The 15,011-nt window shown below is 64.3% G+C and carries 13 protein-coding genes; 10 read left to right on the plus strand and 3 right to left on the minus strand.

The features are described from left to right. Positions 1-49 precede the first annotated feature (49 nt). From AC0L3J_RS33285 to AC0L3J_RS33320, 8 genes are all read left to right on the plus strand, one after another. Positions 50-862, plus strand: a complete 813-nt coding sequence (locus tag AC0L3J_RS33285) for an ABC transporter permease (protein ID WP_473349879.1) — start codon at positions 50-52, stop codon at positions 860-862. Beyond that, positions 859-1,644 carry an ABC transporter permease gene (locus AC0L3J_RS33290; protein WP_473349880.1) on the plus strand — a complete coding sequence of 262 codons (786 nt, stop codon included), beginning with the start codon at positions 859-861 and terminating at the stop codon, positions 1,642-1,644. Before AC0L3J_RS33285 ends, AC0L3J_RS33290 begins: the two co-directional genes overlap by 4 nt. Positions 1,645-1,842: 198 nt before the next feature. After that, a complete protein-coding gene (locus tag AC0L3J_RS33295) occupies positions 1,843-3,504 on the plus strand; it encodes a thiamine pyrophosphate-binding protein (protein WP_473349881.1) in 1,662 nt (553 codons plus the stop codon). A gap of 3 nt (positions 3,505-3,507) precedes the next feature. After that, positions 3,508-4,773 carry an NAD(P)/FAD-dependent oxidoreductase gene (locus AC0L3J_RS33300; RefSeq protein ID WP_473349882.1) on the plus strand — a complete coding sequence of 422 codons (1,266 nt, stop codon included), beginning with the start codon at positions 3,508-3,510 and terminating at the stop codon, positions 4,771-4,773. A gap of 9 nt (positions 4,774-4,782) precedes the next feature. After that, the gene (locus AC0L3J_RS33305) at positions 4,783-5,526 is read left to right on the plus strand and encodes an aspartate/glutamate racemase family protein (protein ID WP_473349883.1); all 744 of its coding nucleotides are present in this window, start codon (positions 4,783-4,785) and stop codon (positions 5,524-5,526) included. A 315-nt stretch (positions 5,527-5,841) separates the two neighbouring features. After that, positions 5,842-6,381, plus strand: coding sequence for a phosphonopyruvate decarboxylase (locus AC0L3J_RS33310; protein WP_473349884.1), 540 nt, complete (start codon positions 5,842-5,844; stop codon positions 6,379-6,381). 5 nt (positions 6,382-6,386) lie between these two features. Next, on the plus strand, positions 6,387-6,971 hold the full coding sequence (locus AC0L3J_RS33315) for a thiamine pyrophosphate-dependent enzyme (RefSeq protein ID WP_473349885.1): 585 nt from the start codon (positions 6,387-6,389) through the stop codon (positions 6,969-6,971). A 54-nt stretch (positions 6,972-7,025) separates the two neighbouring features. Further along, positions 7,026-7,808 carry an SDR family NAD(P)-dependent oxidoreductase gene (locus tag AC0L3J_RS33320; RefSeq protein WP_473349886.1) on the plus strand — a complete coding sequence of 261 codons (783 nt, stop codon included), beginning with the start codon at positions 7,026-7,028 and terminating at the stop codon, positions 7,806-7,808. A 149-nt stretch (positions 7,809-7,957) separates the two neighbouring features. Here AC0L3J_RS33320 and AC0L3J_RS33325 read toward each other — a convergent pair whose 3' ends face one another. From AC0L3J_RS33325 to AC0L3J_RS33335, 3 genes are read right to left on the minus strand one after another with little or no spacing between them, the layout of a single operon-like run. Then, entirely contained in the window at positions 7,958-8,752 is a 795-nt protein-coding gene (locus tag AC0L3J_RS33325) for an IclR family transcriptional regulator (RefSeq protein WP_473349887.1), read from the minus strand. Between the two features lie 17 nt (positions 8,753-8,769). Beyond that, positions 8,770-10,503: an FAD-dependent oxidoreductase gene (locus tag AC0L3J_RS33330; protein ID WP_473349888.1), complete on the minus strand. Its 1,734-nt coding sequence runs from the start codon at positions 10,501-10,503 to the stop codon at positions 8,770-8,772. A 7-nt stretch (positions 10,504-10,510) separates the two neighbouring features. Next, complete coding sequence (locus AC0L3J_RS33335) at positions 10,511-11,725, minus strand: ABC transporter substrate-binding protein (RefSeq protein WP_473349889.1); 1,215 nt, start codon at positions 11,723-11,725, stop codon at positions 10,511-10,513. A gap of 370 nt (positions 11,726-12,095) precedes the next feature. Between AC0L3J_RS33335 and AC0L3J_RS33340 the strand changes: the two genes are divergently transcribed. Both AC0L3J_RS33340 and AC0L3J_RS33345 read left to right on the plus strand, forming a co-directional pair. Beyond that, entirely contained in the window at positions 12,096-13,397 is a 1,302-nt protein-coding gene (locus tag AC0L3J_RS33340) for an MFS transporter (protein ID WP_473349890.1), read from the plus strand. Positions 13,398-13,660: 263 nt separating this feature from the next. Further along, positions 13,661-15,010, plus strand: coding sequence for an ABC transporter substrate-binding protein (locus tag AC0L3J_RS33345; protein WP_473349891.1), 1,350 nt, complete (start codon positions 13,661-13,663; stop codon positions 15,008-15,010). The last annotated feature ends 1 nt before the right edge of the window (position 15,011 follow it).

Here is a 15,011-nt window from a genome sequence, read left to right on the forward strand (position 1 = left end):
ATCCGTGCCAGATCCATCGCAAAAGCATCAGCGCCGGGAGCATGCGCTGATGCTGGCATTGGTGTCGCCGGCGCTGCTGGTGATCTTGGCTCTGATCATGCTGCCGGTCGGCTGGCTGGCCTGGCAGTCGATCTACCATGACGGCTTCACGCTGGAGAACTATCGCCGCGTCTTCACCGAAGACATCTACTGGCGCAGCTTTGCGCTGACCTTCGAGATCAGCCTCGCGGTCACGGCAATCGCGCTGCTGCTCGGCTATCCCGTGGCATATCTTGCCAACTCGGTGCCAAAAGGATGGAGTATTCTCATCCTGTCGCTGGTCGTGCTGCCATTCTGGACCAGCGTGCTGGTGCGCGCTTATGCCTGGCTGGCGCTGCTCCAGCGCACCGGTGTAATCAATCAGCTTTTGCGTTATCTCGACGTGACGAGCGAACCGCTCGCGTTGGTGCACAACACCTTCGGCACGGTGGTTGCGACGGTACACATTCTCCTGCCATTCATGGTGCTGCCGCTCTATGCCACCATGCAGAAGATTCCGAGCGATCTCATGCAGGCCGGCGCCAGCCTAGGGGCGAGCCCGTCGCTCACCTTCGTCCGCGTCTTCCTGCCGCTGTCGCTGCCGGGCGTGCTCGCAGGCTCAACCATGGTGTTCGTGCTCTGCCTCGGCTTCTACATCACGCCGGAACTGCTCGGCGGCGGCCGCACGGTGATGGTGTCGATGCTGGTGAGCCGCAATGTCGAGCTCTACAACCAGTTCGGGGCTGCGAGCGCGGTCGCCGTCGTGCTGCTCTTGAGCGTGCTCGCGATCTTCTTCGCCGTCAGCCGCTTCATCTCGCTCGATCGCATATTGGGGCAGAAATGACGCGATGGTCGCCCGCCCGGATCGCTCTCTATGTGATCAGCACGCTGGTGCTGGTCTACCTGATCCTGCCGGTGCTGATCATCGCGCCGATCTCCTTCTCCAGCGCGCGCTTCCTGACCTTCCCGCCGCCGTCGTTCTCGCTGCGTTGGTATCAGCAGTATTTCTCCAACGCGGCCTGGATGCAGGCGACGCGGGTGACACTGACTGTCGCGCTCCTGACCGTGGTGATCGCGACGCCGCTCGGCGTCGCCGCCGCCTATGCCATCAGCCAGTCGAAGCTGCGCATCATGCGGCTGATCCACATGCTGCTGCTGTTGCCGCTGGTGGTGCCGATCATCATCACTGCGGTGGGCATCTTCTTCCTCTATGCCAAAATCGGCCTGGTCGCGACGCTGCCGGGCCTGGTGCTGGCGAACGTGATGTTGGGCCTGCCATACGTCATCATCTCGGTGCTGGCGGGCTTACAGAGCTTCGACCCGGCGCAGGAGATGGTCGCACGCAGCCTCGGCATGAACCGCCTGCGCAGCTTCTTCGCGGTGACCCTGCCGCAGATCAAGTCCAGCGTGATCGCAGGCGGCATCTTCGCCTTCATCTCGGCGATGGACGAGACCATCGTCGCGCTCTTCATCTCCGGCGGCCAGTATCAGCCCCTGACCAAGCGCATGTTCACCGCGCTCCGCGACGAGATCGACCCTACCATCGCTGCCATCTCGACGCTGATGACCGCGGCCTCGTTCATGCTGGTGCTGTTGGCGAGCGCGCGGCAGCGCAAAGGGGCATGACGGCAAGGGGGCCTGCTTCCCGGTCGACGTCCGAGAGAGGCATGGCTGCCGCCGCCATTTGCCGGAGAGGCATGACGAGGCCGTAATGCCGGGCAGCGGTTTCGGCCTTGCACCTTGTTTCCGGCTGTCCTACGCCAGCCCGGAACAAAATTTTCGCGAAGCTGCGAAATGCATTGCCAAAGCCTTGAGGGAGCCGTCATGACCATTCGCAACACCCGCACCGGGGGCCAGATCCTGATCGATCAGCTGGTCGCGCAAGGCGTCGAGCGCGTCACCTGCGTGCCGGGCGAGAGCTACCTTGCGGCGCTCGACGCGCTGCATGACAGCCCGATCGACGTCATGATCTGCCGCGCCGAAGGGGGAGCTGCGATGATGGCGGAGGCCTATGGCAAGCTCACCGGCCGTCCCGGTATCTGCTTCGTCACCCGCGGCCCCGGCGCCACCAATGCCAGCCACGGCGTCCACATCGCGATGCAGGATTCCACGCCCATGATCCTGTTCGTCGGTCAGGTCGACACCGGCATGCGTGAGCGCGAGGCGTTCCAGGAGCTCGACTACAAGGCGGTGTTCGGCACCATGGCGAAATGGGCGGTCGAGATCGATCGTCCCGACCGCATTCCGGAGCTGGTCGCGCGCGCCTTCCGCGTCGCCATGCAGGGCCGTCCCGGTCCCGTCGTGATCTCGCTGCCCGAGAACATGCTGACCGAGGCCGCTGCCGTTGCGGACGCCATGCGGATCGAGCCGGCGGTGAGCTGGCCGGCGCCCGCCGATATCGAGCGCGTTGGCGCCATGCTTGCGAGCGCCAAGGCGCCGTTCGTCATTCTCGGCGGCTCGCGCTGGACCGATGAGGCGACCAGGAGCATCGCGCGGTTTGCCGAGCGCTTCGACTTGCCGGTCGCGACCTCGTTCCGTCGCGCCTCGCTGATCGACGCCGATCATTCGCATTATGCCGGCGATCTCGGCATCGGCCCGAGCCCGGGCCTGAAAGCTCGCATCGACGACGCCGATGTCATTCTGCTCATCGGCGGCCGCATGTCGGAGATGCCGTCCTCATCCTACACGCTGCTCGACATTCCGACCCCGCGGCAGAAGCTGATCCACGTTCATCCCGGCTCGGAAGAGCTCGGCCGCATCTATCAGCCTGAGCTCGCGATCCAGGCCACGCCCGCCGCGTTCGCGGCCGCGGTCGAGACGCTGAAGCCGGCAGGCGCCGTTGCCTGGAAGGGCGAGGCCGCCAAGGCGCATGCCGATTATCTCGCCTGGACCGACAAGGCGCGCGAGCTGCCGGGCACGTTCCAGTATGGTCAGGTCATGACCTGGCTGCGCGATCGCCTGCCCAAGGACGCGATCGTCTGCAACGGCGCCGGCAATTATGCCGGCTGGATCCATCGCCATCACCGCTTCCACAGCTTTGCCTCGCAGCTTGCTCCGACGTCGGGCTCGATGGGCTATGGCGTGCCGGCCGCGGTGCTCGCGAAGCGGCAATATCCGGATCGGACCGTCATCGCCTTTGCCGGCGACGGCTGCTTCCTGATGAACGGCCAGGAGTTCGCGACTGCCGTGCAGTACGACGCAGCCCTCGTCGTCATCGTCGTCGACAATGCGCAATACGGTACCATCCGCATGCACCAGGAGCGCGACTATCCCGGTCGCGTGGTCGGCACCCAGCTCAAGAACCCGGATTTCGCGATGTACGCAAAAGCGTTCGGCGGCCACGGCGAGCGCGTCGAGCGCACCGAAGAGTTCGCGCCGGCCTTCGAGCGTGCGCTCGCCTCGGGCAAGCCGTCGATCCTCCACTGCATCATCGATCCGCGCGCGATGTCGGTCAGCAAGGACTTTACGCCTGCGGTGAAGGCCTAAGCGATGTCGGAGGGCCGCCACGTCGCCATCATCGGTGCCGGCGCGGTCGGCGTGATCAGCGCCATCGAGGCGCTGCGCGAAGGACATCGCGTCACGCTGATCGATCCGGGCGAGCCCGGTGGCGAACAGGCGGCGAGCTACGGCAATGCCGGCTGGCTCTCCTCGCATTCGGTGATCCCGCCGGCCGAGCCCGGCGTCTGGAAGAAGGTGCCGGGTTATCTGATGGATCCGCTTGGACCGCTCGCGATCCGCTGGTCTTATCTGCCGAAGGCGCTGCCCTGGTTGATCAAATATCTGCTCTCGGGCTGGACCGAGGCGCGGGTCGAGACGACGGCCTTTGCGCTACGCTACCTTCTGAAGGATGCGCCGCTGTTGCACAGGAAGCTCGCGGAGGAGGCGGGCGTTCCTGAATTGATCGAGCGTAACGGCGTGATGCATGTCTTCCCGTCGCGCGGCAATTTCGACGATGATCTCGGCTGGCGCGTACGCAAGCGCGTCGGTGTCGAATGGCTGGAGCTTTCGGCCGACGAAATGCGTCAGCGCGAGCCCGATTTGCATCCGCGCTACACGTTCGGCGTGGTGGTGGAAGAGGCCGGGCGCTGCCGCGACCCCGGAGCCTATGTCGCGGCCCTCGCGCAACATGCGCTGGCAAGCGGCGCCAAGCTTGTGCGCGCCAAGGCAATCGGGCTGAAGCTATCCGGCAACAAGCTCGTGGCTGTCCTGACCGAGACCGGTGAGATTGCGTGCGATGCCGCAGTGATTGCCGCCGGCGCGCATTCGAAGCGGCTCACGGCATCCGTCGGTGATCCGCTGCCGCTGGAGACCGAGCGCGGCTATCATGTCATGATCGAGAATCCGGAAACGGGCCCGCGCAGCTCGATGATGGCCTCGGATGCGAAGATGGTGGTGAACTGGACCGACAAGGGTTTGCGCGCCGCCGGAACGGTCGAGATCGCAGGCCTCGAGGCCGCGCCGAACTGGAAGCGCGCCGAGATTTTGCGCAACAACCTCTTCAGCATGTTCCCGAAACTGCCGACGGACATTCCGGCTTCGCGTATCAAGACCTGGTTCGGCCATCGGCCCAGCATGCCGGACGGACGTCCCTGCATCGGTTACGCGCGGGCCTCGCGCGACATCGTCTATGCCTTCGGCCACGGCCATATCGGCCTGGTCGGCTCGGCGCGCACCGGTCGTCTCGTCGCCCAGCTTCTGAGCGGCAAGCCGCCGGAAATTCCGCTCGCACCGTTTTCGCCCGATCGTTTTCTCTGAGATCGCATCATGACCGCTCCAGCCAGCTCGTCCCCCCGAATCGCCCGCGGCGGCAAAGCCATTTATGGGGCGCCGCTCGGCATCCTGATGCTGGAGGCGCGCTTTCCCCGCATTCCCGGCGACATGGGCAACGGCACCACCTGGCCTTTCCCCGTGCTCTATCGCGTGGTGGGTGGGGCTTCGCCGGAGAAGGTGGTGCTGAAGGGTGCGGCCGGTCTGCTGCCTGACTTCATCGATGCGGCAAAGGATCTAGTGCGGCTCGGGGCCGAAGCCATCACCACCAATTGCGGCTTCCTCTCACTGTTCCAGAAGGAGATCGCCGCCGCGGTCGGCGTTCCCGTCGCGACCTCGTCACTGATGCAGGTGCCGTGGGTGCAGGCAACCTTGCCGCCTGGCAAGCGCGTCGGCGTCGTCACGGTGTCCGGTTCGTCCTTGACGCCGGCCCATCTCGCAGGTGCCGGCGTGCCGCTCGATACGCCGCTGGTCGGCACCGAGCACGGCAAGGAATTCTTCCGTGTCCTGATCAAGGCCGAGAAGGACGACATGGATATCGCGCAGGCCGAGCGTGACGTGGTCGAGGCCGGCAAGGAGCTGGTCGCCAGCAACCCGGATGTCGGCGCGATCGTGCTGGAATGCACCAACATGCCGCCTTATGCAGCGGCGCTTCAGGCCGAGGTCGGATTGCCCGTCTATGACATCTATTCCATGATCACCTGGTTTCACGCCGGACTGCGGCCGCGTCGGTTTGGCTAAAGGTCGAGAAGCTGCAGATGGCTGCTCTTCCTTCTCCCCTTGTGGGAGAAGGTGGCGCGAAGCGCCGGATGAGGGGTATCTCTCCGCGCGTGAATGCGCGAAGAGATACCCCTCACCCTAGCGAGTTCGTATCAGCCTGCGGTGATGCCCTCTCCCACAAGGGGAGAGGGCGCAGCAATGCGCATGGTGCTCTGGTCCCGCAGGCGACAGCGAAAGGCAGCTATACAATCCCTCGATACCTGATCGCGCCAGACGGTCAGAGCTTTCGCGCCTGAACATCGCTAGAGTGCTGCTCGGAATCCACGGAGACATGCGGTGCACAGCATTCAATCCAATCCCGACACGCGCGCAGACGATTGGCCGTCAGAGCTCTACCGCATCCTGAAAGCCGCCGACGTGCGGCAGATGTCCTACGTCCCCGATGCCGGCCACAGCCAGCTCATCCGTCTGTTCTCGGCCGACCGCGACGTCACCACCAACGTGCTGACGACGGAAGAGGAGGGCATCGCCGTTGCCGCCGGCGCCTGGCTCGGCGGCCAGCGCAGTGTGCTCTTGATGCAGTCGAGCGGTGTCGGCAATTGCATCAACATGCTGTCGCTGTCGGCGATCGGACGATTTCCACTGCTGATGCTGGTGACGATGCGCGGCGAATGGGCCGAGTTCAACCCCTGGCAGGTGCCGATGAGCCGGGCGACGCAGCCCTCGCTGGAGGCGATCGGCTTGAAGGTAATGCGGGCGGATACGGCGGAAGATCTGGTCGAGACCGTGGAATCGGCCGCAGCGCTCGCCTACGATTCCGATCAGCAGATCGCGGTGCTGATCGGGCAGCGCCTGATCGGCAAGAAGAAGTGGTGATCCCAATGCAAGCTCAACTCGATCGTCGCGCCGCCGTTGCCGCGCTCATGAAGAACCGCAAGGACACGCTAGTCGTCTCCGGCCTCGGCTCGCCGACCTATGACCTTCACTCCGTCGGCGATCATGACGGCAATTTTTATCTCTGGGGCGCCATGGGCGGCGCTGCGTTGATCGGGCTTGGCCTCGCGCAAGCCCAGCCGGGAAAACGCGTCCTCGCTTTGACCGGGGATGGCGAGCAGTTGATGGGCCTCGGCGGCATCGCCACCATCGGCGTCGCACGCCCGCGCAATCTCGACATCGTCGTGATCGACAACCAGCATTTTGGCGAGACCGGGATGCAGGCGAGCCATACCGGGCGCGGCGTCGATCTCACCGCAATCGCTGTGGCTTGCGGCTTTGCCACGACTGGAACCGTGCGGACGCTCGAGGAAGTGGAACGTCTGGCGACGCAGCTCGACGAGCCGGCCGATGGCCCGCGGCTTTTTGTCATCAAGGTTCTGGCCGAAAATCCGCCGCGCTCGCTGCCCTCGCGCGATGCTGTCTTTATCAAAAACCGGTTCCGTGCTCATCTCGGCTTCGCGGCTGCGTAAGCCGGGTCTCACCCGGCGACAGTCTGCCCCAAGCAGCTATCCTGGAGTGAGACCATGAAACTAACCGGCAAGGTCGCCGCCATCACCGGCGCGGCGCGCGGCATCGGCAAGGCCTGCGCGAAAAGATTCCTGGACGACGGCGTCAAAGTCGTCATCTCGGATGTCGATGCCGATGGCTTGGCCGCGACGGCCGCCGAACTCGCGCGGCCGGATGCCTTGCGCACCGTCGTCGGCAATGTCGCCAAGTGTGCTGACGTCGACCAGCTGGTCGCCACCGCCGTGAAGGAGTTCGGCCGACTCGACATCATGGTCAACAACGCCGGCGTCGCCCGCAACCGGGACATCCTGGAGATTTCCGAAGAGGAATTCGACGAAATCATCGGTATCAATCTGAAGGGTGCGTTCTTCGGGGTACAGGCGGCGGCGAAGCAGATGATTGCGCAAGGTAGCGGCGGCGGGGTCATCATCAACATGTCCTCGGTGAATGCACTGCTGGCAATCCCAGCGCTTGCGACCTACGCCATGTCCAAGGGCGGCATGAAGCAGCTCACATCAGTGGCCGCCGTCGCGCTGGCCCCGCACAATATTCGCGTGGTGGCCGTCGGACCGGGCACGATCCTGACCGACATGGTGGCATCGTCCATCTACACCTCAGAGGATGCCCGCAAGACCGTGATGTCACGCACGCCGGCCGGCCGTGGCGGCGAGCCGGGCGAGGTTGCCTCAGTCGTCGCGTTCCTGGCGAGCGACGACGCCTCCTACATCACGGGGCAGACCATCTATCCCGACGGCGGCCGGCTGATCCTGAATTACACGGTGCCGGTGAAGGAGAAATAGGGGGCGAAAGGTCACCGCACTCTTCCGTGTCATCGCCCGCGAAGGCGGGCGATCCAGTATTCCGTGACGCCTGCGAGTGAGCCGAAGGGCCGCGGCGTACTGGATGCCCTGCCTTCGCGGCGCATGACAGCGTTGGTTGCAGGGCAACCTCACTCAGCCGCAGCCGTCATCCCGTAACCCAGCCGTTTCGAGATCCCGCCCGCGCAATCGCGTAGCGCATGAGCGAGCGGGCTGTCCCACCGCGCGTCAAAAGTACCTTCCGGCCCCATCGCGGTGATCACCAGCGCGACATGGCCGGAATGGTCGAACACCGGCGCGGAGAATGCGTTGACGCCGGGCAGGGGGTCGCCGAGCGCGCGGGCGAGGCCGTGCTTGCGGACCTCCGTGAGCATCTCAGTGAGCTTCGCGCCTTTCACGGTGCGCTTCGGATTATAGCCGACGCCGTGACGATCGAGGCCGCTTTCAAGTGCGGCGTTGATCGTCTTCTCCGGCAGGAAGGCCGCAAAGGCCCGACCCGTGGCCGTCTCCAGCAGCGCCATCACCGAGCCGGCGCGCATCACGATATGAATGGGCTGGCCGGGTTCTTCCAGCTGCACCACGGTCGGGCCGTGCGTGCCCCAGACCGCGAGCGAGACCGCATGCCCGATCTGACTCGCGAGCGCCGCGATCTTCGGTCCTGCGATGCGTACGCCGGAGAGGCGGCGTAGGCTGATCAGGCCGAGCTCCAAGGCCAGCGCGCCGATCTCGTAGCGGCCGGTGGTCTCGTCCTGCTCGATCAGGCCGATGCGGGAGAAGCTGGCGAGATAGGGATGCGCCTTGGCCGGCGTCATGCCGGCCTCGCGCGCGAGATCGCGCAGCATCATCGGCTCGCCGCTGCGGGCGAGGGCGCGGAGCAATTCTCCGCCAACCTCGATCGACTGGATGCCGCGGCTTTCTCTTTTCATACGCCTCCGGGCGTGGCTTACGCCGCGTTGCGCTTGGCGGCGCTGTCGGCGAGATGACGGCCGGCAATGTAGCCGAACGTCAGCGCCGGCCCAAGCGTGATGCCGGCCCCGGGATAATTGCCGCCCATGATGCTGGCCATGTCGTTGCCGGCGGCATAGAGCCCCGGAATGACCCGGCCTTCTGCGTCGAGTGCCCGCGCGTTCTCGTCGGTGACGATGCCGGCATAGGTGCCGAGATCGCCGACCACCATCTTGATGGCGTAGAACGGCCCGTTCTCGATCGGCGCGACGCAGGGGTTCGGGCCGTGCAGCGCATCGCCCTGGTAGCGGTTATAGGCCTTCGAGCCCTTGCCGAAGGCGGCGTCGTGTCCCTGTGGTGCGGTCGCATTGAACTGCTTGACGGTCTCGACAAACGCCATGCTGTCGATGCCCGCCTTTGTCGCGAGCGCCTCCAGCGTTTCGCCGCGCATGAGATAGCCGGTCTCGAGGTGATGACCCAGCGGCATCGGGAATGGCGGCACACAGCCGAGGCCGTATTTGCGCAGGGTCGGGTGATCGCACACCAGGTAGGCCGCGATCTCCTCGCCGGGCTTCGCAGCCTTGACCATGGCCTGGACGAAGTCGTGATAGGAATTGCCCTCGTTGGCAAAGCGCTTGCCGTCACGCATTACCGCGATCACGCCGGGTTTGGCGCGGTCGATGAAATGCGGCATCACGCCCTTCGATCCGTCCTTGCGCGTGGTCAGCGACACCGGCACCCAGGCCGCCGCGTTCGGCAAGCGATCCTCGACATGCCCGCCGGCGCCTTCGGCAAGACGCAGGCCGTCGCCGGTGTTGCCGGTAGGTCCCGGCGAAAAATGCTCATTCCCGGTCGGTGCGTGTGGAAACATCTTCTTGCGCCGTTCGACATCATGCGGGAAACCGCCGCAGGCGAGCACGACGCCTTGTCTTGCACGAATGCGGACGTCGCGTCCCTCGCGGGCGACGATGGCGCCGGTGACAGTGCCGTTCTCGACCGTCAGCTCGCGCACCGGGGCGGACAGCCACATCGGAATCTTCAGATCCTGCGCGGATTTTGCCAGTCGCCCGGCGAGCGCATTGCCGTTGGTCAGCGTCATGCCACGGCCATAGCGCAGCACGTCCATCAGATGCCGCGACAGGCGCTTTGCGACGTACACCGCCGAGGTCAGCGACTTCGTCGCGCGCATGAAATGGACGATGTCCTTGCCGGATCCGAGCATCATCCCGAATACGGTCAGCTCGGGCAGGGGCATGCCGAGGGTCTTGATCTGGTCGCCGAGCTCGCGGCCGTCGAACGGGCGTGCCACCATCGAACGACCACCCTGGGTGCCGCCGGGCGCCTCGGCGTGGTAGTCCGGGAACACCAGCGGCATGTCGAAACGGAGCGCAGTCTTACTGGTGAAAAAATCGACCGCCTCGGGGCCAGCGCTCAGGAACGCATCGACGCGTGCGGCGTCAAAATTGTTGCCGGCTTCATGGCGCAGGTAAGTCCGCGCCTGCTCGGGCGTCTCCGCGATGCCGTAAGCCTTGGCCAGCGAGGTGCCGGGAATCCACAACCAACCGCCGGAGCGGGCGGTGGTGCCGCCGAAGCGCGGCTCCTTCTCGACGATCAGGACGTCCAAGCCGCGATCGCGCGCGGTGATCGCGGCCGACATGCCGGAGCAGCCCGATCCGGCCACGAGCACATCGCACTCGTAAGTCTCAATTGCGCTGCGCTCGTTGCCGGTCATGCAGGCCTCACTTCTTGAGCAGCGGACATTTGGATTCGGAGACCGGGCGGAAGGCGTCCTCGCCCTTCACCGTCTTGATGATCTCCAAATAATCCCAGGGTTCCTTGGACTGCTCGGGCGTTTTCACCTTGGCGAGATACATGTCGCGAATGACGCGGCCGTCCTCGCGCAGGCGTCCGCCATGAACGAATGTATCCTCGATTGGCAGCTCGCGCATCTTGGCCATCGCCTTGGTGGGATCATCGGTGCCGGCGGCCTTGATGGCCTTGAGATAATGCAGCACCGAACCGTAAACGCCGGTCTGGATCATGGTCGGCATCACCTTGGTGCGCTCGTAGAATTTTCGCGACCATGCGCGGGTCGCCTCGTCCATGTTCCAGTACGACGCCGTGGTCATGTAGGTGCCCTGCGCGGATTTGAGCCCGATCGCATGCACGTCGGTGTCAAACATCAAGAGGCCGACCAGCTTCTGGCCGCCTTGGACCAGGCCGAACTCGCCGGACTGCTTGATCGCATTGTCGGTGTCCTGGCCTGCATTGGCGAAGGCGACGACGTCCGATTTCGAGCTTTGCGCCTGGAGTGCAAAGGAGGAGAAATCGGCCGTATTGGTCGGGTGCTTCACGCCGCCCAAAACCTTGCCGCCCATCTCGTTGATGAAGCGCGTGGCGTCCTTCTCGAGTTGCTGGCCGAAGGCGTAGTCGGCGGTGATGAAGTACCAGGACTTTCCGCCTTCCTTGATCACGGCGGAGGCCGTCACCTTCGACAGCGCGTAGGTATCGTAGGTGAAGTGGACCGTGTTCGGGCTGCAAAGCTCGTCGGTCAACGAACTCGCGCCGGGGCCGGAGAGCAGCGCAATCTTGTTGCGCTCGCGCACCATATTGTGGACGGCGATCGCGATGCCGGAGTTGGGGATGTCGACGACGGCATCGACCTTGCCGTTGTCGAACCAGCCGCGCACGATCTGCACGCCGACGTCGGTCTTCATCTGGTGGTCGGCGCTAATGATCTCGATCGGCTTGCCGAGCACGGTGGGCCCGAACTCCTCTACCGCCATTTTCGCGGCCTCCACGGAGCCCGGTCCGCTGTTGTCGCGGCCCCAGCTCGACAGATCCGTCAGCACGCCGATCCGCACCGCGTCGTCGGAGATTTGCGCGTTCGCAACGGCGGTCATGGCAGCCGAAGTCATGGCCGCGAGCATGGCGCAGGCCAAAAGCCCTCTCATCGTCGTTCCCTCTCGTTTATGGGCCGCTTGGCGCGGCTGGTCGTTGTGGCGCTAAATTAGATATTAGCTAATAAGTTTGTCAATGGGGAATAATGGCTCTACGTCGTCCCGGCGAAGGCCGGGACCCATACCGCGTGATCTCTCGATGCCGGGCGGTCGCAGCACCGGAGCACGGGTCTTCGCCAAACTCCTCCCTGTGGTTATGGGTCCCGGCCCCCCGTGCGCAATTGCGCACTAGGCCGGGATGACGGTGAGGAGGCAGTGGCGCGAAAAATCTCGCACCGTGATCTGGGGAGAACTAACACTCCCGCAGGTTGCAACCGCAATCATGATTAGCCATGATGCCACCCGGAAATTGTGGGGCATGGCAATGACGGCAGCATCGGGGGTCTCCAGTGCGGCGGAGAAATCGACGACGGCGCATGTGGTGTGGGCGAGCGCGCTCGGCACCGCGATCGAGTGGTACGACTTCCTGATCTACGGCACGGCGGCGGCGCTGGTGCTGAACAAGCTGTTCTTCCCGAGCTTCGATCCCTTCGTCGGCACGCTGGCGGCGTTCTCGACGTATGCGGTTGGCTTCGTCGCGCGGCCGATCGGCGGTGCGATCATCGGGCATTATGGCGACCGGCTCGGCCGCAAGAAGATGCTGGTCGCCACCATGATCGCGATGGGACTGGGCACGTTCCTGATCGGCTGCCTGCCGACCTACAGTCAGATCGGCGTCTGGGCGCCGATCTTTCTCGTCATTTTGCGCTTCGTCCAGGGCATCGGGCTCGGTGGCGAGTGGAGCGGGGCGGTGGTCATGGTGGCCGAGCACGCCGGCAACCGCCGTGGCTTCTACGGCAGCCTGGTGCAGATCGGCTTCCCCGTCGGCGTCGCCGCGTCTACCGGCATTTTTGGTCTGATGACGCAGCTGCCCGAGGCGGACTTCCTGAGCTGGGGCTGGCGCGTGCCGTTTCTGATCAGCATCCTGCTCGTCGGTGTCGGCTTCATCGTGCGGCTGAAACTTGCGGAGACGCCGCACTTCAAGGAGGTGCTCGAGCGCAAGGAGGTTCTGGCGCAGCCGGCGCTGGAAGTCCTGCGCCGCGACTGGCGCGGCTTCCTGCTCGCGATCGGCATCACGGTGTCCGAAGTCGGGCTCGCTTATCTCCTCACTGTTTTCACCGTGGTCTACGCCACGACGCAGCTCGGTCTGCCGCGGCAGGTGATCCTGAACGCGGTGGTCTATGCCGCGCTCGTCGAGCTCGCGACGCTGCCCCTCGCAGGCTGGCTGTCCGACATCTTCGGCCGCAAAGCGCTGTATCTCGCCGGCGGCGTGTTCTCGGTGGCGCTGGCGTTTCCGTTGTTCTGGTTCCTCGACACCAGGGATCCGGCGCTGATCACGCTCGCGCTCGTCGTCACGATGACACTGACGCATGCGTTGCTGTTCGGGCCGAAGGCCGCCTTCATGCCGGAGCTGTTCCGTACTCAGGTGCGCTACAGCGGTGCATCGCTGGGAGCCAACGTTGCCGCGGCGCTCAGTGGCGGCTTCTCGCCGCTGATTGCGACGGCACTGCTGGCATGGGCCGGTTCTTATTGGGCCGTGTCGGTCTACATCATCGCGCTGTCGGTCATCACCATCATCGCAACGCTGATGGCGCCGGAGACGGCGCGGGACCAGCTCAGATCCTGAGGACCGCCTTCATCGCGTCTGCCGCGCGAACGGGCCCGCACGTTCGAAGCTATCGTTTTTGTATGCAGGTCCTGACGCCTTCTTATGCGCGCTGCCAAAAGCCGATGCAGCGGGGCGAACCATTAGCCGCGTTTATGCGGCGAATTTTTACTTCCAATTTTACTTCACCACATCCCGCCCATAGCCTCCCTCGCAATTGATCACATCCGCAGCCGGTCAATGGCGACCGGTGCGCAGCGTTCATCGTAGCCAACGAGGGTTCCATGCTTGACAGGGACAAGGGGACATCCACTGCCAATCCGGCGGGGACGAGCGACAAGCCTGCGAAAAAACTGAGCCGGCGCATGCTGTTGAAGGGCGCTGCGGCGGTCGCTGGCGCGGCCGCAGGATCGGACGCGATCCGCGGATTCCCGACGATCTGGGCGCAGGAGATCAAGGATATCGAGCTGCGCCATGTCGGCGTGTCCTATTCGGTGGTGAAGGCGATCGGCGACCAGGCGGCCAAGGATCTCGGCTTCAAGGTGACGATGCAGAATCTGGACACCTCCGCCGCCATCAACCGCTTCATAAGCCAGCCAAATACGGTCGACATCGCCGATCTCGAGGGCTGGCAGGCCAAGCTCGCTGCCAAGCGCGGCGTGATCCAGGGCATCGAGGTCAAGAAGGTCAAGGAGTTCGACAACATCCTGCCGATCTTCACCAAGGGTGAGATCGACGGTCACAAGATCCCGCGCCAGGGCATCTCGCCCTACGAGGCCATGTATATCGCCAAGCCGGATTCGATCGATTTGAACGACGGCGTGACCGAATGGGCGACCTTCCTGCCGCAGGTCTACAACGCCGACTCCATTGGCTATCGCCCCGACCTCGTCGGCCATGAAGTCACGGAATGGAAGGATCTGATTGATCCGAAATTCAAGGGCAAGGCCGCGATCCTCGACGTGCCCGCAATCGGCATCATGGATGCCGCGCTCTGCTTCGAAAGCGCCGGGCTGATCAAGTACGGCAACAAGGGCAACATGACCAAGGAGGAGATCGACTTCACCTGCAACAAGCTGATCGAGCTCAAGAAGCAGGGCCAGTTCCGCGCGACCTGGACCACCTTCGACCAGTCGGTGCAGCTGATGGCGGCGGGCGAAGTGGTCATCCAGTCGATGTGGTCGCCGGCGGTGGCCGCGGTACGCGTGAAGGAAATCCCCTGCGTCTACGCGCCGGTCAACATCAAGAACGGCAAGGAAGGCTATCGCGGCTGGTGCAACGGCATGGGGCTGATGAAGCATCTCTCCGGCAAGAAGCTGGACGCGGCCTACGAATATCTCAACTGGTATCTGTCGGGATGGCAGGGCGGCTTCGTCGCGCGCTACGGCTATTACAGCCCGGTGCCTTCGACTGCGAAGAAATTCCTCACGCCGGCCGAATGGGCGTTCTGGTACGAGGGCCAGCCCGCGCCCGAGGTGGTCAACGACCCCTATGGCGTGCCAATGGAGAAGAGCGGCACCAAGCGTGACGGCGGCTCGTTCCTCGACCGCGTCAAGAACATCTCCTGCTGGAACACGCTGATGGATGAAGCCGCCTACATGAACAAGCGCTGGAACGACTTCAAGGTGGCCTAAA

The organism is Bradyrhizobium sp. Kon37, from assembly GCF_055807535.1.

What these genes read in the sequence shown, in the direction of transcription:
- AC0L3J_RS33320 (WP_473349886.1), top strand. Translation starts at nt 7,026, where the DNA reads ATGAAACTAACCGGCAAGGTCGCCGCCATCACCGGCGCGGCGCGCGGC.
- AC0L3J_RS33335 (WP_473349889.1), bottom strand. Translation starts at nt 11,725, where the DNA reads ATGAGAGGGCTTTTGGCCTGCGCCATGCTCGCGGCCATGACTTCGGCT.
- AC0L3J_RS33315 (WP_473349885.1), top strand. Translation starts at nt 6,387, where the DNA reads ATGCAAGCTCAACTCGATCGTCGCGCCGCCGTTGCCGCGCTCATGAAG.
- AC0L3J_RS33295 (WP_473349881.1), top strand. Translation starts at nt 1,843, where the DNA reads ATGACCATTCGCAACACCCGCACCGGGGGCCAGATCCTGATCGATCAG.
- AC0L3J_RS33300 (WP_473349882.1), top strand. Translation starts at nt 3,508, where the DNA reads ATGTCGGAGGGCCGCCACGTCGCCATCATCGGTGCCGGCGCGGTCGGC.
- AC0L3J_RS33345 (WP_473349891.1), top strand. Translation starts at nt 13,661, where the DNA reads ATGCTTGACAGGGACAAGGGGACATCCACTGCCAATCCGGCGGGGACG.
- AC0L3J_RS33290 (WP_473349880.1), top strand. Translation starts at nt 859, where the DNA reads ATGACGCGATGGTCGCCCGCCCGGATCGCTCTCTATGTGATCAGCACG.
- AC0L3J_RS33285 (WP_473349879.1), top strand. Translation starts at nt 50, where the DNA reads ATGCTGGCATTGGTGTCGCCGGCGCTGCTGGTGATCTTGGCTCTGATC.
- AC0L3J_RS33340 (WP_473349890.1), top strand. Translation starts at nt 12,096, where the DNA reads ATGACGGCAGCATCGGGGGTCTCCAGTGCGGCGGAGAAATCGACGACG.
- AC0L3J_RS33325 (WP_473349887.1), bottom strand. Translation starts at nt 8,752, where the DNA reads ATGAAAAGAGAAAGCCGCGGCATCCAGTCGATCGAGGTTGGCGGAGAA.
- AC0L3J_RS33330 (WP_473349888.1), bottom strand. Translation starts at nt 10,503, where the DNA reads ATGACCGGCAACGAGCGCAGCGCAATTGAGACTTACGAGTGCGATGTG.
- AC0L3J_RS33305 (WP_473349883.1), top strand. Translation starts at nt 4,783, where the DNA reads ATGACCGCTCCAGCCAGCTCGTCCCCCCGAATCGCCCGCGGCGGCAAA.